Origin of the sequence: Streptomyces sp. NPDC005262, assembly GCF_042872425.1 — a bacterium.
GTDB lineage: Bacteria > Actinomycetota > Actinomycetes > Streptomycetales > Streptomycetaceae > Streptomyces.
The window spans coordinates 228,794-250,340 of sequence record NZ_JBIAKK010000002.1 but is presented as its reverse complement, the minus strand read 5'-3'; the positions used below and the strand labels follow the sequence as shown (position 1 = coordinate 250,340).

The following is a 21,547-nucleotide window of genomic DNA, read 5'->3' as shown; positions in this document are numbered from 1 at the left end:
AGCAACCCGTGCCCATCGACAACACCCCCTACGAGACCGACGGCGACCTCGCGAAGTACACCGACTCGCTCATCGCCACCAAGGACTCCCGCGAGCCCGACTGGAACACCCTCTCCTTCCAGGCGAAGGCCGGCGACCAGTACAAGCGCGCCCAGATCCGCTACGTCGGCTCCGGCGCCACCGGCAACCACGAGAACGACAACCGCATCATCCCGTCCGGCGGCTTCACCTTCTCCAACATGCTGCTGCCGCCCGGCGCCGAGGGCCCCGAGCACACCCACCACGACGTCGAGGAAGCCTTCTTCGTCCTCGAGGGCCAGGTCCGGGTCGGCATCCACCGCGGCGCCGACGAGGTCGAGTACCGCACCCTCGGCTACCGCGACATGATCGTCGTGCCCGCCGGAGTGGCCCGCTCGCTGAAGAACGAGGGCGACACCGACGCCCTGTTCTGCGTCATCATCGGCACCCGGAAGCCGCAGGTCCCGACGTACCCCGAGCACTCCCCGATGCACGGCATCACCCGCGACTGATGGCCGCCGACGACACCCCCCGCACAGCGGACGGTTCTCGTACGGTCGTCGTCACCGGCGCCGGCCGCGGCCTCGGACTGGCCGCGGCCCGCCGGATCGGCTCCGACGGCTACCGCGTCGTCATCGCCGAACTCGACGAACGGACCGGCAAGCGGGCCGCCGACGACCTGCGCGCCGACGGCATCACCGCCGACTTCCACCCGCTCGACGTCGCCGACCCGAACTCCGTCGACGCCCTCGCCGCCACCCTCGCCGGCGACGGCACCAGGCTCCACGGCCTGGTCAACAACGCCGGTCTGGCCAACGCGGTCGGCGGGAAACCGTTCCACGAGATCGACGTGGAGGCGTGGGACCGCATCATGACGGTCAACGCCCGCGGTCCCTGGCTCGTCGCCCGCGCCCTCCTGCCGCTCATGAAGGCGGGCGGCGGCGGCCGGATCGTCAACCTCGCCTCGGACGCGGCGCTGTACGGGTCACCCCGCCTCGCCCACTACATCGCCTCCAAGGGCGCCGTCATCTCCCTGACCCGGGCCATGGCCCGCGAGACCGGAGACGTCGGCATCACCGTCAACGCGGTCGCCCCCGGACTGACCGAGGGGGAGTCCTCCGTCGACATCCCCGCCGAACGGCACGAGCTGTACCGGCTGAACCGGGCGATCTCCCGGCCCCAGCAACCGGCGGACCTGGTCGGCCTGATCGCCTTCCTCGTCGGCGACGAGTCCGGCTACATCACCGGCCAGACCTTCGCCGTCAACGGCGGCTTCACCATGCACTGACCCCGCGGGCACCCTGCCGCACCGGACCACCCCCCCCACGGGGCTCCGGTGCGGCGACCGCCCCGGAACACCCCCTCACACCAAGGAGTACGAGATGGACCTCGGCCTCGCCGACCGCAGCATCCTCGTCACCGGCGGCAGCTCCGGCGTCGGCCTCGCCACGGTCCGCATGCTGCTCGCCGAAGGCGCCCGCGTCGCCACCTGCGGCCGCCGCGCCGACGCCCTCGCCACCGCCCTCGACGGACTCGCCGGACCGGACAGGCTCCACCACGCCCCCTGCGACGTACGCGACGAAGCGGCAGTCAAAGCGTTCACCGAAGAAGCCGCCGACCGCTTCGGCGGCCTCGACGGACTCGTCAACAACGCCGGCGCCTCCCGGATGAAACCCTTCGCCGAGACCACCGCCGACGACTGGCGCGACGAACTCGAACTCAAATTCTTCGGCGTCCTCAACCCCCTCCACGCCGCCCTGCCCCACCTGCGCAAGTCCGGCAACGCCTCCGTCGTCAACATCAACGCCGTACTCGCCAAACAGCCCGAGACGCGGCTGATGACCACCAGCGCCGCCCGCGCCGGCATCCTCAACCTCTCGACCTCCCTGTCGAAGGAGCTCGCCCCCGACGGCATCCGCGTCAACTCCGTCTGCCTCGGCCTCGTCGACACCGGACAGTGGGAACGCCGCTACGCGGCATCCGGCAGCCCCCTCGACTACGCCGCCTGGCAGGCCGAACTCGCCGCCGACCGGGGCATCGCACTCGGTCGCCTCGGCAACGCCGACGAAGTCGCGTACGCCGTCACCACCCTGCTCTCACCCCGGGCCTCGTACATCACCGGCACCACCGTCGACGTGTGCGGCGGCGTCAACCGATCCATCGCATAACACCCACCCCCCACCCCCCGTTCACGTACCTCAGGAGCGCAACGACATGACCCAACCCAACGGCGGCGACCTGCTCGTCGAGACGCTGCGCGGACTCGGCGTCGACACGGTGTTCGGCATCGTCAGCGTGCACAACCTGCCGCTCGTCGAAGCCGTGGACCGCGACCTGCGCTTCGTCCCCGTGCGCCACGAAGCCGCCGCGGTCAACGCGGCCGACGGATACGCCCGCGCCACCGGACGCCTCGGCTGCGCCCTCACCAGCACCGGCACCGGGGCGGGCAACGCAGCCGGCTCCCTCATCGAGTCCCTCAGCTCCGGCACCCCCGTCCTCCACATCACCGGCCAGATCGACAGCGAATACCTCGGCTCCGGACGCGGCTTCATCCACGAGACCAAGGACCAGCTCGGCATGCTCCGCGCGGTCTCCACCCACGCCGTCACCGTGACCGACGCCGCCGACGCGGGCGACATCCTCCGCGACGCCGCCGCCCGCGCCCTCACCGCCCCGCACGGCCCCGTCAGCGTCGAATGGCCCATCGACCTGCAGTTCGCCCCCCAGCAGCTGACCGGCACCCCCGTACCGGTCAGCTCACCCCCGGCCCTGCCCGACCCGGCACTCCTCGACGAGGCCGCGGCCCTCCTCGCCGCCGCACACCGCCCCCTCGTCTGGGCCGGCGGCGGAGCCAACAGCGCCCGCCCCGAACTCGCCGCACTCCTCGACGCGCTGAACGCCGGACTCGTCACCTCCAACTCCGGCCGCGGCTCCGTGCCCGAGTCCGACGAACGCGTCCTCGGCAACTACGCCACCGCCCCCGCCGGACGCGCCCTTCTCGCCGAAGCCGACGTGCTGCTCTCCATCGGCACCCACTTCCGCTCCAACGAGACCGCCGACTACAGCCTCGAACTGCCGTCGGCACACATCCAGCTGGACCTCGACCCGGCCGCTCCCGGCCGCGTCTACCCGGCCACCTGCGCCCTGCACGGCGACGCGGCCGCCGTCCTCACGGCCCTCCTGGAACGCATCAGCAGCAGCGGCACGGAGACGGACTGGCCGGCCCGCGTACGCAAGGCCCGTAACGACGCCCGCAGCGCCCAGCGGCACGCGATCGGCCCGCAGGCCGCAGTCAACGACGCGATCCGCGACGCCTGCCCGCCCGCATCCGTCATCGCCCGCGACGTCACCATCCCCTCCTCCACCTGGGGAAACCGGCTGCTGGAGATCACCGACCCGGCGACCAACGTCTTCCCCCGCGGCGGAGGCATCGGACAAGGCCTCGCCATGGGCATCGGCGCCGCACTCGGCCGCCCCGGTACCCCCACCGTCGTCATCGCAGGCGACGGCGGCCTCGCCGTCCACCTCGGCGAACTCCTCACCCTCGCCCAGGAGAAGCCCCGCCTCACCCTCCTCGTCTTCAACGACGGAGGCTACGGCGTCCTGCGCAACATGCAGGACACCCACTTCCCCCGCCGCTCCGGAGTGGACCTCACCACCCCCGACTTCGCGGCGCTCGCCGCCGCCGTCGGACTCCCGTACGCCCGGATCGCCACCGAAGCCGACGCGGGCCCCGTCATCAAGGCAGCCACCGCCTCCGACGGCCCCACCCTCGTCGAGATCGACCTCGCCGCACTCGGCCCGATGAACACGCCATTCACCCCGCCCGTCAAGCTCCCCTCGACCGCCACCGGACAAGGAGGCGACCCGCGATGACCACCACCGGACAAGAACCCCAGCTCGACCTGCTCGTCCACCGCATGACCTGGGAAGCCGACGGCGTCCTCGGCATCGAACTCACCCACCCGGACGGCACCCCCCTCCCCGCCTGGACCCCCGGCGCCCACATCGACGTACACACCGGCGGCCACATCCGCCAGTACTCGCTGTGCTCCGACCCCGCCGACCCCACCCACTGGCGCATCGGCATCCTCAAGGAGCCCGCATCCCGCGGCGGCTCCGCCCACATCCACACCCAGCTACGGCCCGGCCAGACCCTCCGCGTCCAAGGCCCCCGCAACCACTTCGAACTCGACGCCGACCACGACGCCTGCAGCTTCCTCTTCATCGCAGGCGGCATCGGCATCACCCCGATCCTCGCCATGGCCCGCGAAGCGTCCCGCCGCGCCGTCCCATGGCGCCTCGTCCACGGCGGCCGCACCCGCACGTCCATGGCCTTCGGTACCGAACTCACCGCACTCGCCGAACTTCCCGGCGGATCGGTCGAGTTCGTCCCCCAGGACGAACAGGGCCACATCGACCTCGACACCCTCCTCGGCGACCTCCCCGCAGACACCCAGGTCTACTGCTGCGGACCGGAACCCCTCCTCGCCGCCGTCGAGGAACGCTGCCCCACCGCCCGCACGGAACGCTTCGCCGCCCCGACGGCAGCCCCCCGCGACGGAGAGGACACCGGCTTCGACGTCGTCTGCTCCCGCACCGGAACCACCGTCCAGGTCGGCCCCGACACCACGGTCCTGGACGCACTCGAAGGCGCCGGAATCTCCGTACCCTCCTCCTGCCGCGACGGCATCTGCGGCACCTGCGAGACCAAAGTCCTCGAAGGCACCCCCGACCACCGGGACTTCCTGCTCTCCGACACCGAGAAGGCCGCCGGCGCCTCGATGATGCTCTGCGTCTCCCGCGCCTGCACCCCGCGTCTCGTCCTCGACCTCTGAACCACCCCCGAAGGGAGCCGACATGACCACCCCGCAGTACCTCAACCCCCACCAGGCACGCACCGCCGACCCCACCCCGTACGAGAAGAAACTCGCCGCGGTGATCGAGGACGTCTTCGGCAGCGGCACCCACGACCTGCCCGGCCTCGTCGCCGGACTCAACGCCCGCGACCTGCCCGCCCCCGACGGCAACCCGTGGACCGAGGACACCTTCCGCACCGAGATGCGACGACTGGGAGCGTGAAACGACCATGACCACCGACACCGCAACACACACCGGCGAGCCCACCCGGCCCTCCGAAGTCGCCCGCCCCGGCAACCGCACCGCCGACCGCCTCTTCACCACCGGCATACGCAACCAGTGGTACGCCGTCTGCCCCTCCGGCTCCGTCCCCGCCGGCGGCATGAAGCGCGTCACGCTCCTCGGTGAGGAATGGCTCCTCTTCCGCCGAGCCGACGGCACCCTCCACATGCTCGAGGACCGCTGCCCCCACCGCGGCGCCCGGCTCTCCCTCGGCAAACACCTCGGCGACCGGATCGCCTGCTGGTACCACGGCGTCCAGGTCGACGGCACCGGCACCGTCGCCGCCGTACCCGGCCTGCCCGGCTGCAACCTCGAAGGCAAACAGCTCGTCGCCGCACCCCACGTCATCGAGGCCGGCGGCGCGATCCTCGCCTACTTCGGCGACAACGAGCACCCCGAACCGGCCCCCCTCGTCCTGCCGGAACAGCTCACCGACCCCGACGTCTCGGCCTTCCTGTGCTACGCGGAGTGGAACGTCAACTGGCGCTACGCCGTCGAGAACCTCCTCGACCCCATGCACGGATCGTTCCTGCACCGCGACTCGCACAGCATGTCCGAAGGGCAGACCACCGCACGCTTCCGGATCCGCGAGACCGAACGCGGCTTCTTCTTCGAGAAGACCGACCAGAGCGGCGTGAACTTCGACTGGGTCGAGCTCTGCCGCACCGGCATCGACTGGGTCGACCTGACCATCCCGTACCCGCCCACCGCCGGCCCCGGCGGCCCGTTCGGCATCGTCGGCATGGCCACCCCCATCGACGAGGACCGCTGCGCCGTGTTCTTCTGGCGCTACCGCCGCGTCACCGACTGGCAGCGCGACACCTGGCGCTTCCTCTACAAGACCGTGCTTGAGGACCGCCACTGGGACGTCCTCGAACAGGACCGGATCATGCTCGAAGAACTCCGCAGCGACGCCGACCAGGCCGAGAACCTGTACCAGCACGACCTGGGCGTCGTCCGCGTCCGCCGCATGTACCGCACGGAAGCAGAGGCCCAGGCCAAAGCGGACACCACCGGCTGAGCCACCTCCGAGACAAAGAACGGTCCGATCGCCGGGCGAGCTCGAGCACCGAGCCCGCCCGGCGATCGACGTTCACGCACCGGCCCGGCCGGGCAACTCCGAACCCGTCCGGCAGATCGAGCACATCCGGCTGTCGAGGAGAAGGCGGCCACCAGGCGACCCCGGCCCTACCCTTCCTCGCCCGCCCCCTCCTCCGCCGCCAGCACAGACCGCTCCAACTTCTCCAACAACCGCGCCAACTGCCGGCACTCCGCAGGAGTGAGCCCCGCCAGCATCCGCCGCTCGTTCTCCAGATGCTCCGAGAACAACTCGTCGATCGTCGACAGCCCCTCATCCGTCAACCGCGAATGCACCACCCGACGGTCCTGCGGATCCCGCTCCCGCAGAATCAGCCCGTCCTTCTCCAGCCGGTCGATCCGCAACGTCACACCGGCCGAACTGATCAGCCCGGAATCCGCCAGCTCACCCGCCGTACGACGAAACGGCGCACCCGCCCTGCGCAACGCGGTCAGCACATCGAAACCCGCCATCGACAGGCCCTTGCGCTCCACCGGCCGCGAAATCGCCGCGCTGTACCGCAAGAACGCCCGATGCAGCCGGCCGAACACCTCCAGCGGAGCCGTATCCAGTTCCGGCCGCTCCCGCCGCCAGTCCTCCACGATCGACGCCACCGCATCCTGCCGCGTCGCGGAAGCCGTCTTCTTCGCCATCCCGGGCACCCTCCGTGCAGGAACACAATGGGTAAGAATCTTAGCCCTCAACGGCCACCGGCAGCCGCGCAGCCGCCCACCCCCACCGCACCCCGCCCACCGCGCACTCAGCCCTGCGAGAACCCCACTGCGCACCCCCTACGCCATGCGGCAGCATGGATCCATGTCCGTACTGACGCGCAACGAAGCGCAGACCCGAGCCCAGTTCCTCGACGTACACCGGTACACGATCGACCTCGATCTGACCACGGGTGAGGACACCTTCGACTCACGCACCGTCATCCAGTTCACCGCACTCGCGGCCGGAGACACCTTCGTCGAACTCAAGCCCGCCACCCTGCGCTCCATCAGCCTCGACGGACACCCCCTCGACCCCGCCGACCTCACCGAGAACCGGTACCCCCTCACCGCACTCACCGCCGGCCCGCACGAACTGCGCATCGACGCCGCCATGCGCTACTCCCGCACCGGTGAAGGCATGCACCGCTTCACCGACCCCACCGACGGCGAAACGTACCTCTACACCCAGCTCTTCATGGAAGACGTCCAACGCGTCTTCGCCGCATTCGACCAGCCCGACCTCAAATCCGTCTTCGCCCTCACCGTCACCGCCCCCGAGGACTGGACCGTCCTCGGCAACGGCATCGCCGAACACACCGGCAACGGCCAGTGGACCATCGCCCCGACACCACTGATCTCCACCTACCTCGTCGCCGTCGCCGCCGGCCCCTGGCACTCCGTCGCCACCCAGCACGCCGGACTGCCCTTCGGCATCCACTGCCGCCGCTCCCTCGCCCCCCACCTCGACGCCGACGCCGACGAAATCCTCGACATCACCCGCGCCTGCTTCGACCGCTACCACGAGAAATTCGACGAGCCCTACCCCTTCGACTCCTACGACCAGGCCTTCGTCCCCGAATTCAACGCCGGCGCCATGGAGAACCCCGGGCTCGTCACCTTCCGCGACGAATTCATCTACCGCTCAGCGGTCACCGACACCGAACGCCAGACCCGCGCCATGGTCATCGCCCACGAAATGGCCCACATGTGGTTCGGCGACCTCGTCACCCTCGCCTGGTGGGACGACATCTGGCTCAACGAGTCGTTCGCCGAATACATGGGCTACCAGACCCTCACCGAAGCCACCCGCTTCACCGACACCTGGGTCGACTTCGGCGTAGCCCGCAAGGGATGGGGATACGACGCCGACCAACGCCCCTCCACCCACCCCGTCGCCCCCGACCCCGGCGCCGTCCCGGACACCGCGTCCGCCATGCTCAACTTCGACGGCATCTCCTACGCCAAGGGCGCATCGGCCCTGCGTCAACTCGTCACCTGGCTGGGCGAAAAAGACTTCCTCAGCGGCATCAACACCCACTTCGCCCGACACAAATTCGCCAACGCCACCCTCGCCGACTTCATCGACAACCTCGCCTCAGCCACCGACCGCGACGTCCACGCCTGGGCCGAACAATGGCTCCGCACCACCGGCGTCGACACCCTCACCCCCCACGTCGAAGAATCCGACGGCGCCTGGTCCATCACCATCGACCAGCACGGCCACCGCCCCCACCGCATCGCCGTCGGCGCCTATGACCACGCCGTCGACACCCAGCCAGGACCCGACCGCCTCATCCTGCGCGACCGCTTCGAACTGGACGTCCCCCACAACAACACCGCCAAGAACCACACCGGGCGCCGCCCCGCCCTCGTCGTCCCCAACGACAACGACCTCACCTACGCCAAAGTCCGCCTCGACCCCGAATCCTGGAACACCGCACTCCAGACCCTCTCCGGCATCCCCGACGCCCTCACCCGAGCCGTCATCTGGAATGCCGCCCGCGACATGGTCCGCGACGGCGAACTCCACCCCGACACCTACCTCCGCACAGCCCGCACCCACCTCCCGCACGAGACCGACCTCGCCCTCGTCCAAGGCGTCCTCACCTTCGCCGACACCCAGATCACCCGCCGCTACACCACCCCCGACAACCGCCCCGCCGCCCACGCCACCCTCACCGACCTCTGCCGCGACCTCATCCGCCGCACCGAGGACGGCACCAACCCCGGCCTCCGCCTCACCGCCGTACGCCACCTCATCGACGCGGCCACCCAACCCGACACCATCCAGGACTGGCTCACCGACGGCAGCGTCCCCGGCGGCCCCGAACTCGACCCCGAACTCCGCTGGCGCATCCTCACCCGACTCGCCGTGCTCGGCGCCACCGACGAAACCACCATCGCCACCGAGCTCCGGCACGACCCCAGCGCCACCGGCCAGGAAGGCGCCGCCCGCTGCCGCGCCGCCCTCCCCACCCCCGAAGCCAAAGCCACCGCCTGGCACAGCCTGTTCAACGACGACACCCTCTCCAACTACCTCTTCAGCGCCACCGCCCAAGGCTTCTGGCAACCCGAACAGGCCGACCTCGTCCACGACTACGTCCCCCGCTACTACCCCGAAGCCACCGCACTCGCCGCCCGCCGCGGCCCCGCCATCGCCGAAGCCGCAGGCCGCTACGCCTTCCCCCACTACGCCATCGACACCGACAACCTGCACCACGGCGAACAAGCCCTGAACGACCCCACCCTCATCCCCGCCCTCCACCGCAAACTCACCGACCAGATCGACGACCTGCGCCGAGCCCTCGCCGTACGCAACGCCCGCTGACCCACCACACCCACACACACCGCAGCACCCGTGCCCGGCGCCACCCCAAGGGGAGTCGCCGGGCACACCCATACCACCAGCACCTGCGACAACCCCCCACCCCCCACCACCCGTCCCCCTTTCGAGTTCAGATCACCACGCTCACCGGCCGCGCCACCAGAAACCCGGACAAGCTGGCATGTCCACCCATGCGCGCACCCGAAGGGCCCCACCACCCATGCCCACCCCACCCCTCGCCGGATCCACCACCGGACCCGACGCCCTGCGCCCCCTCCTCGACACCGTCCTCACCGCACTCCACGACGGAGCCCACCGAAGAAACGGCCCCATCCCCGCCGGCGGACCCCCGACCACCACCACCCGCATACACGCCGCCACCCACCCCGTCATCCCCGACCAGGGCACCGGCCCCCACCACGCCCTGCGCACCCTCGTCACCGCACTCACCCAAGGCTCCGCGGACCCCGCACACCCCCACTGCACAGCCCACCTCCACACCCCACCCCTCGCCCTCGCCACCGCAGCCGACCTCGCCGCCTCCGCCCTCAACCCCTCCATGGACTCCTGGGACCAAGCACCCGCCGCCTCAGCCCTCGAAGCCGCCACCACCACCGCACTCGCCCACGAGATCTACCCCCACCACCCCCACCCCGACGCCCTCATCACCACCGGCGGCACCGAAGCCAACCAACTCGCCCTCCTCCTCGCCCGCGAACGCCACGGCCCCGTACAGACCATCTGCGCCACCAACGCCCACCACAGCATCAACCGCGCCACCTGGCTCCTCGGCCTCCCCGAACCCCTCACCATCCCCGCCCCCACCGGCGTCATGGACCTCACCGCACTCGAAAACACCCTCAGCCGACACCACCACCAACGTCTCCTCGTCACCGCCACCGCAGGCACCACCGACACCGGCCAGATCGACCCCCTGAACGACATCGCCGACCTCTGCACCACCTATGGCGCCGAACTCCACATCGACGCCGCCTACGGCGGCCCCCTCCTCTTCAGCCCCACCCACCGCACCAAACTCCACGGCCTCCACCGCGCCCACAGCGTCACCCTCGACCTCCACAAACTCGGCTGGCAACCCGCCCCCGCAGGCATCCTCGCCGTCCCCGACCACCACCACCTCGAAGCCCTCCACCACCAAGCCCCCTACCTCAACGCCCACGACGACACCGAAGCCGGCCTCCCCGACCTCCTCGGCCGCTCCCTACGCACCACCCGCCGACCCGACGCCCTCAAAATCGCCGTCACCCTCCAAGCCCTCGGCCGCACCGGACTCGCCGACCTCATCGACCGCACCATCGACACCGCCCACCACCTCGCCGACCTCATCACCCACACCCCCACCCTCGACCTCTACGACCGCCCCACCATCACCACCGTCCTCTTCCGCCCCACCCACACCGACGACCACACCGTCGCCACCATCCGCCGCACCCTCCTCACCAACGGCCAAGCCGTCCTCGGCCGCGCCCACACCCACAACGGCCTCTGGCTCAAAGCCACCCTCCTGAACCCCCACACCACCTCCGACGACCTCCAAACCCTCCTCGACCACATCACCCACCTCGCCCACGACCTCAAGAAAGGCAGCACACCCCGATGACCGACCGACCCAGCCCCGACCCCGACCAGCCACACGACCTCGTCGGCATCGGCATCGGCCCCTTCAACCTCTCCCTCGCCGCCCTCGCCCACGGCATCCCCGGCAACCCCCACCCCCTCGCGGCGACCTTCTACGAACAACGCCCCGCCTTCCACTGGCACCCCGGCCTCCTCATCGACGGCGCCAGCCTCCAAGTCCCCTTCCTCGCCGACCTGGTCACCCTCGCCGACCCCGCAAGCCCCTGGACCTTCCTCAACTACCTACGCAGCCGCGACCGCCTCTTCCCCTTCTATTTCGCCGAGCGATTCCACATCCAACGAGCCGAATACGACGCCTACTGCCGCTGGGTCACCGACCAACTCCCCGGACTCCACTTCAGCCACCAGGTCGACGCCGTCCGCTGGAACCCCGAACGCCAACTCTTCGAAGTCGACTTCACCCAACTCGACACCCACGGCGAAGCCGAAGCCCTCGGCCGCGCCTACACCCGCCACATCGCCCTCGGCATCGGCACCGAACCCTTCATCCCCGACCCCCTCAAACCCCTCGCCGAAGCCGAAACCGTCCCCGTCATCCACTCCGCCGACTACCTCCACCACCGCCGGCAACTCCTCGAAGCCGAACACATCACCGTCATCGGCTCCGGCCAGTCAGGCGCCGAAATCTTCCTCGACCTCCTCCGCGCACGCCCCGCCGGACACGAAAAACTCCACTGGCTCGCCCGCACCCACGCCTTCGCCCCCATGGAGTACTCCAAACTCGGCCTCGAACACTTCACCCCCGACTACAGCCGCTACTTCCACGCACTCCCCGAACACGTACGCGACGAACTCGTCCCCCACCAATGGCAACTCCACAAAGGCATCGACGCCGACACGATCGCCGCCATCCACGACGAGCTCTACCGACGCACGCTCCACGGCGGCTGGCCCGACACCACCCTCACCCCCGGCGTCCACGTACGCACCGCAGGCCGCCTCGCCAACACCCGCGTCGAACTCCACCTCGAACACACCCAACAAGGCACCCGCACCCGCCTCACCACCGACGCAGTCGTCCTCGCCACCGGCTACCGCGAACGCCCCCTCGACCGCATCCTCACCGGCCTCGCCCCCCACATCCGCCGCGACACCGGCGGACGCCCCCGCATCGACGACCACTTCCGCCTCGAACTCGACCCCACCGTCACCGGAAACGTCTACGTACAGAACGCCGAACGCCACACCCACGGAGTCGGCGCCCCCGACCTCGGACTCGCCGCCTGGCGCAGCGCCACCATCCTCAACAACCTCACCGACACCAACGCCTACCCCCTCCCACAACGCACCGCCTTCACCACCTTCGGCCTCACCCCCCAGAACACCCCCAAAATCCCCCACCAGCACCCCGGCCTCATCCCCCTCGTCCACGGCAACTGACCCACAGCGCACAAAAAAGCGGCCGCCTCCCGGAAAGGAGACGGCCGCTCAACCACAGAACCGCTAGAACACCGGCTTACCGTCCCGCGTCAGCCGCCAGTCCACCGAAGCGAACTGAGAACCGTCCACCGAACCCTTCGCCTGCACCCACGCAATGATCGTGTTGCGGATCTCCTCCGAATTCGCCCACACCTGCTTCGCACCCGGCACATGCGGGAAATTACCGCCACCGCTCGCCCGATAGTTGTTCACGGCCAGCACGAACTGAGCCGCCGGATCGATCGCCTTGCCCTCGAACGACAGATTCACAATCCGCGAACCGTTCGGCTTCGCGATATCGATGTCGTACGTCAGACCCGACACCGCGTCGTAGTTGTAATCCGGCGTGTTGTCCGCATTCGTCAACTTCGCCGTATCCACCGGAGCATCAGCCGCCGTCTGCACGTAATACCGCGCCGAGAACTCCAGATAGTCCCTGATCTGCGCACCCGTCAACAGCCGGGCCTCAAGCGTGTTCTCGAACGGATACAGCCCCGCCGCATCCTTGATCGTCACGTCGCCGGCCGGAATCTGCGCCGTACGCGAGAAACACGACGCCTGCGACAACACCGGAAGCGACGCGTACTCGCCACCAGCCAGAGCAGCCTTCACCGTCTCCGCCTGAACCACATTGATCAGATCAATGATCGGCTCGTCCTTCCACGCCGCCTCCGCCGTCGTCATCGCCACCGTCGACGTACCGATGACCTGATTGACGTACGCGACGACCTTCTTGTGCTCATCGGCCAGCAGGCCAGTGATCTTCGGGTCCTCGGCCACCGTGTTGGAGTTCAGCACCTGCGAACCGGCACGCTCCACCACCCAGCGACCCTTCTCCCACACCAGATCGAAGTCGAACAGCGTCAGCCGCTGCCCCCACTTCAACGGCTCGGAGAGCACCACCTTCTTGCCCGTCTCCTTGTTCTCCACGAAGTACTCGGGGATCTCCAGATGGGCATGGCCGACCAGAATCGCATCGATACCCGGCACCTGCTCCGCCACCAGAGCCGCCGCGTTCTCCACGTACGGAACCTGATCGCCGTACGACGACGTCCCGCTGGTCCCCGAGTGCGCCGACACGATCACGACATCCGCCCCCATGGACCGAAGCCGCGGCACGAACTTCGCCGCCTGCTCCTCCAGCCCCGGGAACACCATCTTGCCGCTGACATTCACCTTGTCCCAGATCGCGATCCCCGGGTTCGTCAGACCCAGAATCGCCACCCTCACATCCGGACCGTGCGGCGTACGCATCCGCTTGATCACATACGGAGCGAACGCCGGCCGCAACGTCTTCGCATCCAGCGCATTCGCACCCAGCAGCGGAAAATCACACTGCTCCTCGAACTTCCGCAGCACCGGAATGCCGTAGTTGAACTCATGGTTGCCCAGCGCTGCCGCGTCATACCCGATCGCGTTCATCGCCTGCGCCATGGGATGCACCGGACCACGCTTCGCCGTGATCGGATCGATCTTCGCGTAGTAGTACGACAACTGAGTTCCCTGGATCGTGTCACCCGCATCGATCATCAGGGTGTTGTGCCGGCCCTTCTCCGCACGGACCTGGTCCACCAGGGTCGAGATCTTCGCCAGACCCACGTCGTTGTGCGCCTTGTCGTCGAACTCCTTGTCCGTGAAGTAGTCCCAGTTGAAGACATTCCCGTGCAGATCGGTCGTACCCATCACCGTGAACGAATACCGCTTCGGCGGACGTCCATGACCACGACCGTGAGCCTCGGCAGGCACAGCCACACCCCCAGCCATCGCCACACCGGCCCCGGCCGCAGCCGATGTGCCCAGGAACGTCCTACGGTTCAGCGGCATCTCGTCTCCCACAGATCAGATCTCGCAGTACACAACGCGCGTAGATAATGACCCACCAGCCGCACCCGGCAACACCCCCCGCAGGTTTCTATCTGATGACCACACGGCTCACACCCCCGATGCCGCAACTGCCGCACGACCCACACACCAGCCCCCTACGGCACCCCCGACCACCCACGCCTCGCCGGCCGCGGCGAACCTCGAACCCGACCCCCGATACCGGCACCGCCACCACCACGCCGAGGTGAACCCCCGCCTCACCACGACACCCCAAAAACTATGAACAGAATGCTCATCAGAGCGCCCCCGTGCACAATTCAACCCTTGTCAAAAAGCCTTCACCCAAAGGTTGTTGAGTCGACACGCAGACCCAAATCGCTACCCGTAGGTAAGGTCTAGGCTCAAACCATGCGCCGAGCAAAAATCGTCTGCACCCTGGGCCCCGCCACCGACACATACGAGCAGATCAAGGCACTCGTCGAAGCCGGAATGGACATCGCCCGCTTCAACCTCAGCCACGGCTCCTACGCCGAACACGAACAGCGCTACCGCCACGTACGCAAAGCCTCCGACGAAACCGGACGCAGCGTCGGCATCCTCGCCGACCTTCAAGGCCCGAAGATCCGCCTCGGCCGCTTCCGCGAAGGCCCCGTACTCCTTGAACGCGGCGACACCTTCACCATCACCGTCGAACCCACCGAAGGCGACCGCAACACCTGCGGCACCACCTACGAAGGCCTCCACACCGACGTCACCACCGGCGAACGCATCCTCGTCGACGACGGCCGCGTCACCCTCGAAGTCACCCACGTCGACGGCCCCCGCGTCCACACCACCGTCATCGAAGGAGGCATGGTCTCCGACAACAAAGGCCTCAACCTCCCCGGCGTCGCCGTCTCCGTCCCCGCACTCTCCGACAAGGACATCGAAGACCTCCGCTGGGCCCTGCGCACCGGCGCCGACATCATCGCCCTCTCCTTCGTACGCAGCGGACAAGACATCGACGACGTCCACCGCATCATGGACGAAGAAGGCCGTCGCCTACCCGTCATCGCCAAAGTCGAAAAACCCCAGGCCGTCGAGAACATCGACGACATCGTCGCCGCATTCGACGGCATCATGGTCGCTCGCGGCGACCTCGGCGTCGAAATGCCCCTCGAACAAGTCCCGATCGTCCAGAAGCGCGCCATCAAACTCGCCAAGCGCAACGCCAAACCGGTCATCGTCGCCACCCAGATGCTCGACTCGATGATCGACAACTCCCGGCCCACCCGCGCCGAAGCCTCCGACGTCGCCAACGCCGTCATCGACGGCACCGACGCGGTCATGCTCTCCGGCGAGACCAGCGTCGGCAAATACCCCATCGAAACGGTCCGCACGATGTCCCGCATCGTCGAAGCCGCCGAGGAAGACATCCTCGCCAAGGGCCTGCCCCCGCTCACCGACCGCAACAAGCCCCGCACCCAAGGCGGCGCGGTCGCCCGCGCGGCCGCCGAGATGGGCGACTTCCTCGGCGCGAAGTTCCTCGTCGCCTTCACCCAGAGCGGCGACACCGTCAAGCGACTCTCCCGCTACCGCTCACCCATCCCGCTGCTGGCCTTCACCCCGGACCCGGCCACCCGCTCCCAGCTGAACCTCACGTGGGGCGTCGAGACCTTCCTCGGCCCGCACGTCGAGTCCACGGACGCCATGGTCGCCCAGGTCGACGAGGAACTCCTGCGGATCGGCCGCTGCGAGAAGGGCGACATCGTGGTCATCACGGCCGGCTCCCCGCCCGGCGTCGCGGGATCGACGAACCTGGTACGCGTGCACCACATCGGCGAGGACGACAGCCCCAAGTAGCTCGGTCGTCAGTGCTTCGGCCCGACGTGAGCGTCCATGAGAGCGACGGACGCCCGTCGGGCGACGGAGATGTTGAGCGGGTTGCCCCCGCGTGAGAGGGTCGTCCACTCGACCCCGACGGCGGTGAGGGTGTCGCTGAACAGCTTGCGGATGTCGTCCGACTTGTTGGTGAAGAAGTACCGGGGGTATTCGTAACGCTTCCGCTCACCGGCGATGAGTCGGGTGGTCCAGTTGGTGATGCGACATCCGTCGGAGTGAATCAGGCCGCGGATGAGTTCCCACGGGTGAGCGTCCACGATCTTCTGTTGCCAGGGCTCGAGAGCGATCTCGCGGTTGTGCTTCCTGCCTGGGCCGTGCTGGGGGAAGAGGCAGGGCCAGTGCTTGCTGTAGCAGGTCACGTTCTGGCAGCCCTGACGCTGAACCCGGAACACTTTGTTGCCAGGGCGCACGAGCTGCATGGCTTCGGCGCAGGCGTCGATGAGGCCGGGCCAGGCATCGGCGCAGGCAATACGCAGGAAGTACACGCCCCTTCTCGCGTGGGTGATGCAGCCGTCGCCGAGATAGAGGCCGAGCAAATAGGAATAAGCGGCGGGGTCTTCGGGATCGCTCGGTGGGTCGTCGCACCTTGGACAATCAGCGGCGCGGTTCCAGCCGAGGGGTTCTATTCGTGTTTGCCACGAACGGATGGCAGCCCGGGAGATGCCGGTCTGTTTGCTTACGGAGTTCTGACTGAAACCCTGGGCGATGAGATCCAGAGCGCGCTTGCGCGTATCAAGGTCGTACACAGGGTCGAGTCTGGCGGATCATGGAGCTCGCGAGCAGGCTTAGTGAGGCGATCACACGATCAAGTGAAGCCCTGCCGTTACCTTGCGACCTTGGAATCGAAGGAAAAGTGCCCCGAGTCGGACTCGAACCGACACTGGATGGGTTTTGAATCCATTGTCTCTAACCAATTGGACTACCGGGGCTCGCTGAATCGAAGGTTTCCCTCGACCCGCTGAGCGTCCACCTTACCGCAGCTAGGTAGGCTCTTGGCAGCAGTACCCCTGTCTTGAACGAGGAGCCCCGTGACCACGCCCGAGTCGCCCCAGCCCGTCGCCGACGACGACAAGTCGCACGTCCCGCCGCTGACGACCCGCGTCGTCATCGCCGAGGACGAGGCTCTCATCCGCCTCGACCTCAAAGAGATGCTCGAAGAAGAGGGCTACGCGGTCGTCGGCGAGGCCGGAGACGGCGAGCAGGCGGTCGAGCTCGCCCGGGAGCACCGGCCCGACCTCGTGATTCTCGATGTGAAGATGCCGATCCTCGACGGTATCTCCGCCGCCGAGCGCATCTCCGAGGAGTCCATTGCGCCTGTTCTGATGCTCACCGCGTTCTCGCAGCGCGACCTCGTGGAGCGGGCCCGGGACGCCGGGGCGATGGCGTATCTCGTGAAGCCGTTCAGCAAGAGCGACGTGGTGCCGGCCATCGAGATGGCCGTGTCGCGGTTCGCGGAGCTGAAGGCGCTGGAGTCCGAGGTCGCGGATCTTGCGCAGCGGTTGGAGACGCGGAAGCTGGTGGATCGGGCGAAGAGCATTCTGCAGACGGATTACGGGCTGTCGGAGCCGGCTGCGTTCCGGTGGATTCAGAAGACGTCGATGGATCGTCGGCTGTCGATGCAGCAGCTGGCCGAGGCGTTGATCGAGGATGCCGAGGAGAAGCGGCGGGCGTCGAAGGACGGCGAGTAGTCGCGTAGGTTCGTACGGAAGAGGCCCGCACCCCGGATCGATCGGGGGGCGGGCCTCTTCCGTGTGAAGGGGTGGGTCAGTCCTCGCCGAGGTACGCCTTGCGGACGGATTCGTCGTGGAGGAGGTTCTGGCCGGTGCCGGAGAGGACGATCTTGCCGACCTCCATGACGTGGCCGTGGTCGGCGAGGGAGAGTGCGGCCTGGGCGTTCTGCTCGACGAGCAGGATGGTGGTGCCTTGGGCCTTCAGCTCGACGATGGTCTCCATGATCTTCTGCATCATGATCGGGGAGAGGCCCATGGAGGGTTCGTCGAGCATGAGCAGTTTGGGCTGGGACATGAGGGCGCGGCCCATGGCGAGCATTTGCTGTTCGCCGCCCGAGAGGGTACCGGCGGCCTGCTTCCTTCGTTCTCCGAGGATGGGGAAGAGGTCGTAGGCGCGCTGGATGTCCTTTTCGATGCCTGCTTTGTCGTTTCGGAGGTAGGCGCCGAGGAGGAGGTTCTCGGTGATCGTCAGCCGGGGGAAGATGTGGCGTCCCTCGGGGGAGTGGGCGAGGCCCAGGGAGACGATCTTGTGGGCGGGGACGTTGGTGAGTGGTTTGCCTTCGAAGAGGATCTGGCCGCCGATGGGCTTGAGGAGGCCGGAGAGGGTGCGCAGGGTGGTCGTCTTTCCTGCGCCGTTGGTGCCGATGAGGGTGACGACCTGGCCGGCTTCGACGGTGAAGGAGATGCCTTTGACGGCTTCGATCTTGCCGTAGGCGACGCGGAGGTCTTCGACCTGGAGCAGTGCGGTCATCGGGTGTCCTCCTCTTCGGTGCGGGTGGTGCTTGTGTCGTCGTCGGTGGCGGTTGCCGTTTCGGCGGGCTCCGCTTCCGTGGTTGCGGCTTCGGCGTGTGCTTCGGCTTCTGCGGCTTCGACTTCGGCGACTTCTTCGGAGCCGGGGGCGCCTTCGAAGGGGGTGCCGAGGTAGGCGGCTACGACGCGTTCGTCGCTCTGGACGACGTCGGAGGTGCCTTCGACGAGTTTTTCGCCCTGTACGAGGACGGCGACTCGGTCGCAGAGGTTGAAGATGAAGCGCATGTCGTGCTCGATGACGAGGACGGCGATGCCTTGGTCCCGGATGGCGAAGATGAGTTCTTCGGTGACTCGGGTTTCCTGGGGGTTCATGCCGGCGGTGGGCTCGTCGAGGAGGAGGAGTCCGGGGTCGCTGGCGAGGGCGCGGGCGATTTCCAGCTTGCGCTGGTCTCCGTAGGGGAGGTTGCGCGCGAGGTGGTCGGCCTTGGTGCGGAGGCCGATGAACTCGAGGAGTTCCATGGCGCGTTCGCGGCTGGCGTTCTCGGCTTTGGTGAAGCCGGGGAGGCGCAGGAGGGCGGACCAGAGGCCTTCTTTGGTGCGGGTGTGGCGTCCGACGAGGACGTTTTCCAGAACGGTCATGTTCGGGAAGAGTCGGATGTTCTGGAAGGTGCGGGCGATGCCTGCCTGGGTGACGAGGTGGGGCTTGGGCGGCAGGACGGTGCCCTTGTAGCTGACTGTGCCTTCGGTGGGGACGTAGAGCCCGGTGAGGCAGTTGAAGAAGGTGGTTTTGCCGGCGCCGTTGGGTCCGATGAGGCCGACGATTTCACCTGCGTTGACGGTGAGGTCGACGTTGCGTACGGCGGTGAGGCCGCCGAAGCGCATGGTGACGCCGCTTGCGTCGAGGACGGTGGTGGCGGTTTGTGTGGTGGTGGTCATGGTGGTCACGCCCCCGCCTTGGCGATGCCGGCGCCGGTTTCTTCGGACTGCCGTGGTTCGGGTACGTCGATGGTGTCGTTCTCGTGGAATTCGAGCTGTTTCCTGCGGTCGGCGACCAGGCCTTCGGGGCGGAAGCGCATCAGGAGGATGAGCGCGATGCCGAAGAGGAACAGCTGGTAGTCCTGCATGAACTGGAGTTTGGCCGGGATGAGGTAGAGCAGTGCGGCGCCGACGAAGGGTCCGCTGAGGGTTCCCATGCCGCCGAGGATGACGGCGGCGAGGAGGAAGGCGGAGTTCGGGGGTACGGAGCCGGCGAACTGGTACTGCTCGGGCGTCACGGTGTAGTTGACGTGTGCCTGGACGGTGCCGGCGAGGCCGGCGAGGGTGGCGCCGAGGGCGAAGGCGAGCAGCTTGAGCCGGAAGGCGTTGATGCCCATGGCGGTGGCGGCGGTTTCGTCTTCGCGGATGGCGACCCAGGCGCGGCCGATGCGGGATTCTCCGGAGCGGCGGAAGACGAGGACGACGACGGCGGTGACGACGAGCATCAGCAGGTAGTAGTTGGCGGGCCTGCTGAGGGTGAACGGGCCGATGTCGTGGCTGAGTCCGAAGTCGATCCCGAAGAGGTTGAGGTCCGGGATGCTGGGGATGCCTTGGGAGCCGTTGGTGAGGTCGGGTCCGCTGTTGCCGTTGAGGTTGTTGACGGTGACGCGGAAGATTTCACCGAAGCCGAGGGTGACGATGGCGAGGTAGTCGCCGCGCAGTCGGAGGGTCGGGGCGCCGATGAGGACGCCGAAGACGAGTGAGACTGCGGCTCCGGTGAGGACGGCGGCCCAGAAGGGGAAGTGGACGCCGATGGCGGCGAGGGGGGCGCCGGAGACGAGTGCCGCGGTGTAGGCCCCGACGCCGAGGAAGGCGACGTAGCCGAGGTCGAGGAGGCCGGCGAGGCCGACGACGACGTTGAGGCCGAGTGCGACGGTCGCGAAGATGAGGATGTTCGCGCCGATGAGCGTGTATTCCGCGGTGTCCTGGGTGAAGGGGAAGCAGAGTGCTGCGACCAGGGCTGCGGTGAGGGCGACGTTGCGGTGCTTCGTGGTCAGCGCGGTGATGCGGGAGATGAGTCCCGCACGGGTGATGGCGGTGAACGCGAAGGCTGCGGTGATGAGGAAGCCGATGAACTGTTCGGAGTCTTCGGTGGGGATGCCGATGCCGTAGGTGAAGACGTACAGCATGGTGCCGAAGGCTGCTGTGATGATGAGGATTTCGGCCCAGGCGGGGAGTGTTTTGGCGCGGGTTGCGGCGGGTGCGGCGAGGCTGTTGCGGAAGCGCTGCCAGGCGCCCGGCCGGGGTTCGTGCTGGGAGAGGGGTTCGTCGCTGGGGAGTGCGAGTGCGGCGATGGTGGCGATGAGTGCGCCGATGCCGCTGACCCATGCGCCGGGTTCGAGGTTGACGATGCCGCCGAGCTCGTAGGCGATGGCCCCCATGGTGTAGCCGGTGGTGCCGAGGGTGCCGAGGGCGAGGAGCCGGACGGGGCTGTTGGTGCCGCCGGGGGTGAGCCAGCGCAGTCCTCGGATGTCGTATCCGCTGAGTACGAAGAGGAGGGTGAGGGCCGCGCCGGTGAGGGTGAGGATCTGGAGGCCGCCGGGGTAGCCGGTGACCGTGAGGTCGCCGGGGAAGTCGGTGGTCCAGGTCCAGGCGAGGAAGGTGCCGGCGAGGGCGATGGCGGCGCCTGCGGCGGTGGCGAGGCGGGCGATCGGTGCGGGCAGTGGGATGAGTGTGTTCTGGGTGGTCATCC

18 protein-coding genes and 1 tRNA gene are annotated in these 21,547 nt (G+C 68.1%); 12 read left to right on the top strand and 7 right to left on the bottom strand.

Going from position 1 to position 21,547, the window contains the following annotated elements:
* Positions 1 to 8: 8 nt before the first annotated feature.
* The 7 genes from ACFYP5_RS06305 (at position 9) to ACFYP5_RS06275 (ending at position 6,181) form a co-directional block, all read left to right on the top strand.
* Positions 9 to 530 carry a cupin domain-containing protein gene (locus ACFYP5_RS06305; RefSeq protein WP_382572805.1) on the top strand — a complete coding sequence of 174 codons (522 nt, stop codon included), beginning with the start codon at positions 9 to 11 and terminating at the stop codon, positions 528 to 530.
* Positions 530 to 1,306, top strand: coding sequence for an SDR family NAD(P)-dependent oxidoreductase (locus tag ACFYP5_RS06300; RefSeq protein ID WP_389031320.1), 777 nt, complete (start codon positions 530 to 532; stop codon positions 1,304 to 1,306). Before ACFYP5_RS06305 ends, ACFYP5_RS06300 begins: the two co-directional genes overlap by 1 nt.
* 94 nt (positions 1,307 to 1,400) lie before the next feature.
* On the top strand, positions 1,401 to 2,186 hold the full coding sequence (locus ACFYP5_RS06295; RefSeq protein WP_389031317.1) for an SDR family oxidoreductase: 786 nt from the start codon (positions 1,401 to 1,403) through the stop codon (positions 2,184 to 2,186).
* 46 nt (positions 2,187 to 2,232) lie between these two features.
* Complete coding sequence (locus tag ACFYP5_RS06290) at positions 2,233 to 3,894, top strand: thiamine pyrophosphate-binding protein (RefSeq protein ID WP_389031314.1); 1,662 nt, start codon at positions 2,233 to 2,235, stop codon at positions 3,892 to 3,894.
* The gene (locus tag ACFYP5_RS06285; protein ID WP_389031311.1) at positions 3,891 to 4,856 is read left to right on the top strand and encodes a PDR/VanB family oxidoreductase; all 966 of its coding nucleotides are present in this window, start codon (positions 3,891 to 3,893) and stop codon (positions 4,854 to 4,856) included. Before ACFYP5_RS06290 ends, ACFYP5_RS06285 begins: the two co-directional genes overlap by 4 nt.
* Before the next feature lie 22 nt (positions 4,857 to 4,878).
* Positions 4,879 to 5,100 carry a recombinase-like helix-turn-helix domain-containing protein gene (locus ACFYP5_RS06280; RefSeq protein WP_313936782.1) on the top strand — a complete coding sequence of 74 codons (222 nt, stop codon included), beginning with the start codon at positions 4,879 to 4,881 and terminating at the stop codon, positions 5,098 to 5,100.
* Positions 5,101 to 5,107: 7 nt separating this feature from the next.
* The gene (locus tag ACFYP5_RS06275; protein WP_389031308.1) at positions 5,108 to 6,181 is read left to right on the top strand and encodes a Rieske 2Fe-2S domain-containing protein; all 1,074 of its coding nucleotides are present in this window, start codon (positions 5,108 to 5,110) and stop codon (positions 6,179 to 6,181) included.
* Between the two features lie 167 nt (positions 6,182 to 6,348).
* On the opposite strand, the gene ACFYP5_RS06270 is transcribed toward ACFYP5_RS06275, so the two are convergent.
* A complete protein-coding gene (locus ACFYP5_RS06270) occupies positions 6,349 to 6,891 on the bottom strand; it encodes a MarR family winged helix-turn-helix transcriptional regulator (protein WP_389031305.1) in 543 nt (180 codons plus the stop codon).
* A gap of 163 nt (positions 6,892 to 7,054) precedes the next feature.
* On the opposite strand from ACFYP5_RS06270, the gene pepN reads away from it, so the two are divergent.
* The 3 genes from pepN to ACFYP5_RS06255 all read left to right on the top strand — a co-directional run bounded on the left by pepN (position 7,055) and on the right by ACFYP5_RS06255 (position 12,595).
* Positions 7,055 to 9,559 carry an aminopeptidase N gene (gene pepN, locus ACFYP5_RS06265; protein ID WP_389031303.1) on the top strand — a complete coding sequence of 835 codons (2,505 nt, stop codon included), beginning with the start codon at positions 7,055 to 7,057 and terminating at the stop codon, positions 9,557 to 9,559.
* Positions 9,560 to 9,776: 217 nt separating this feature from the next.
* The gene (locus ACFYP5_RS06260; RefSeq protein ID WP_389031300.1) at positions 9,777 to 11,177 is read left to right on the top strand and encodes a pyridoxal phosphate-dependent decarboxylase family protein; all 1,401 of its coding nucleotides are present in this window, start codon (positions 9,777 to 9,779) and stop codon (positions 11,175 to 11,177) included.
* Entirely contained in the window at positions 11,174 to 12,595 is a 1,422-nt protein-coding gene (locus ACFYP5_RS06255) for a lysine N(6)-hydroxylase/L-ornithine N(5)-oxygenase family protein (RefSeq protein WP_389031297.1), read from the top strand. Before ACFYP5_RS06260 ends, ACFYP5_RS06255 begins: the two co-directional genes overlap by 4 nt.
* 63 nt (positions 12,596 to 12,658) lie before the next feature.
* On the opposite strand, the gene ACFYP5_RS06250 is transcribed toward ACFYP5_RS06255, so the two are convergent.
* Entirely contained in the window at positions 12,659 to 14,458 is a 1,800-nt protein-coding gene (locus ACFYP5_RS06250; RefSeq protein ID WP_389031294.1) for a bifunctional metallophosphatase/5'-nucleotidase, read from the bottom strand.
* A 408-nt stretch (positions 14,459 to 14,866) separates the two neighbouring features.
* Between ACFYP5_RS06250 and pyk the strand changes: the two genes are divergently transcribed.
* Complete coding sequence (pyk, locus tag ACFYP5_RS06245) at positions 14,867 to 16,300, top strand: pyruvate kinase (RefSeq protein ID WP_389031292.1); 1,434 nt, start codon at positions 14,867 to 14,869, stop codon at positions 16,298 to 16,300.
* Positions 16,301 to 16,308: 8 nt separating this feature from the next.
* Here pyk and ACFYP5_RS06240 read toward each other — a convergent pair whose 3' ends face one another.
* Positions 16,309 to 17,085: a transcriptional regulator gene (locus ACFYP5_RS06240; RefSeq protein ID WP_389031290.1), complete on the bottom strand. Its 777-nt coding sequence runs from the start codon at positions 17,083 to 17,085 to the stop codon at positions 16,309 to 16,311.
* A gap of 108 nt (positions 17,086 to 17,193) precedes the next feature.
* Positions 17,194 to 17,268, bottom strand: a tRNA-Leu gene (locus ACFYP5_RS06235).
* Between the two features lie 99 nt (positions 17,269 to 17,367).
* Here ACFYP5_RS06235 and ACFYP5_RS06230 point away from each other — a divergent pair.
* Positions 17,368 to 18,027 carry an ANTAR domain-containing response regulator gene (locus tag ACFYP5_RS06230; protein ID WP_389031287.1) on the top strand — a complete coding sequence of 220 codons (660 nt, stop codon included), beginning with the start codon at positions 17,368 to 17,370 and terminating at the stop codon, positions 18,025 to 18,027.
* 76 nt (positions 18,028 to 18,103) lie between these two features.
* Here ACFYP5_RS06230 and ACFYP5_RS06225 read toward each other — a convergent pair whose 3' ends face one another.
* The 3 genes from ACFYP5_RS06225 to ACFYP5_RS06215 are packed head-to-tail and all read right to left on the bottom strand — an operon-like array spanning position 18,104 to position 21,545.
* Positions 18,104 to 18,820 carry an ABC transporter ATP-binding protein gene (locus tag ACFYP5_RS06225; RefSeq protein WP_030919612.1) on the bottom strand — a complete coding sequence of 239 codons (717 nt, stop codon included), beginning with the start codon at positions 18,818 to 18,820 and terminating at the stop codon, positions 18,104 to 18,106.
* A complete protein-coding gene (locus ACFYP5_RS06220) occupies positions 18,817 to 19,755 on the bottom strand; it encodes an ABC transporter ATP-binding protein (RefSeq protein ID WP_389032913.1) in 939 nt (312 codons plus the stop codon). The genes ACFYP5_RS06225 and ACFYP5_RS06220 overlap by 4 nt, the downstream gene beginning before the upstream one ends.
* A gap of 5 nt (positions 19,756 to 19,760) precedes the next feature.
* The gene (locus ACFYP5_RS06215; protein WP_389031284.1) at positions 19,761 to 21,545 is read right to left on the bottom strand and encodes a branched-chain amino acid ABC transporter permease; all 1,785 of its coding nucleotides are present in this window, start codon (positions 21,543 to 21,545) and stop codon (positions 19,761 to 19,763) included.
* Positions 21,546 to 21,547: the final 2 nt, after the last annotated feature.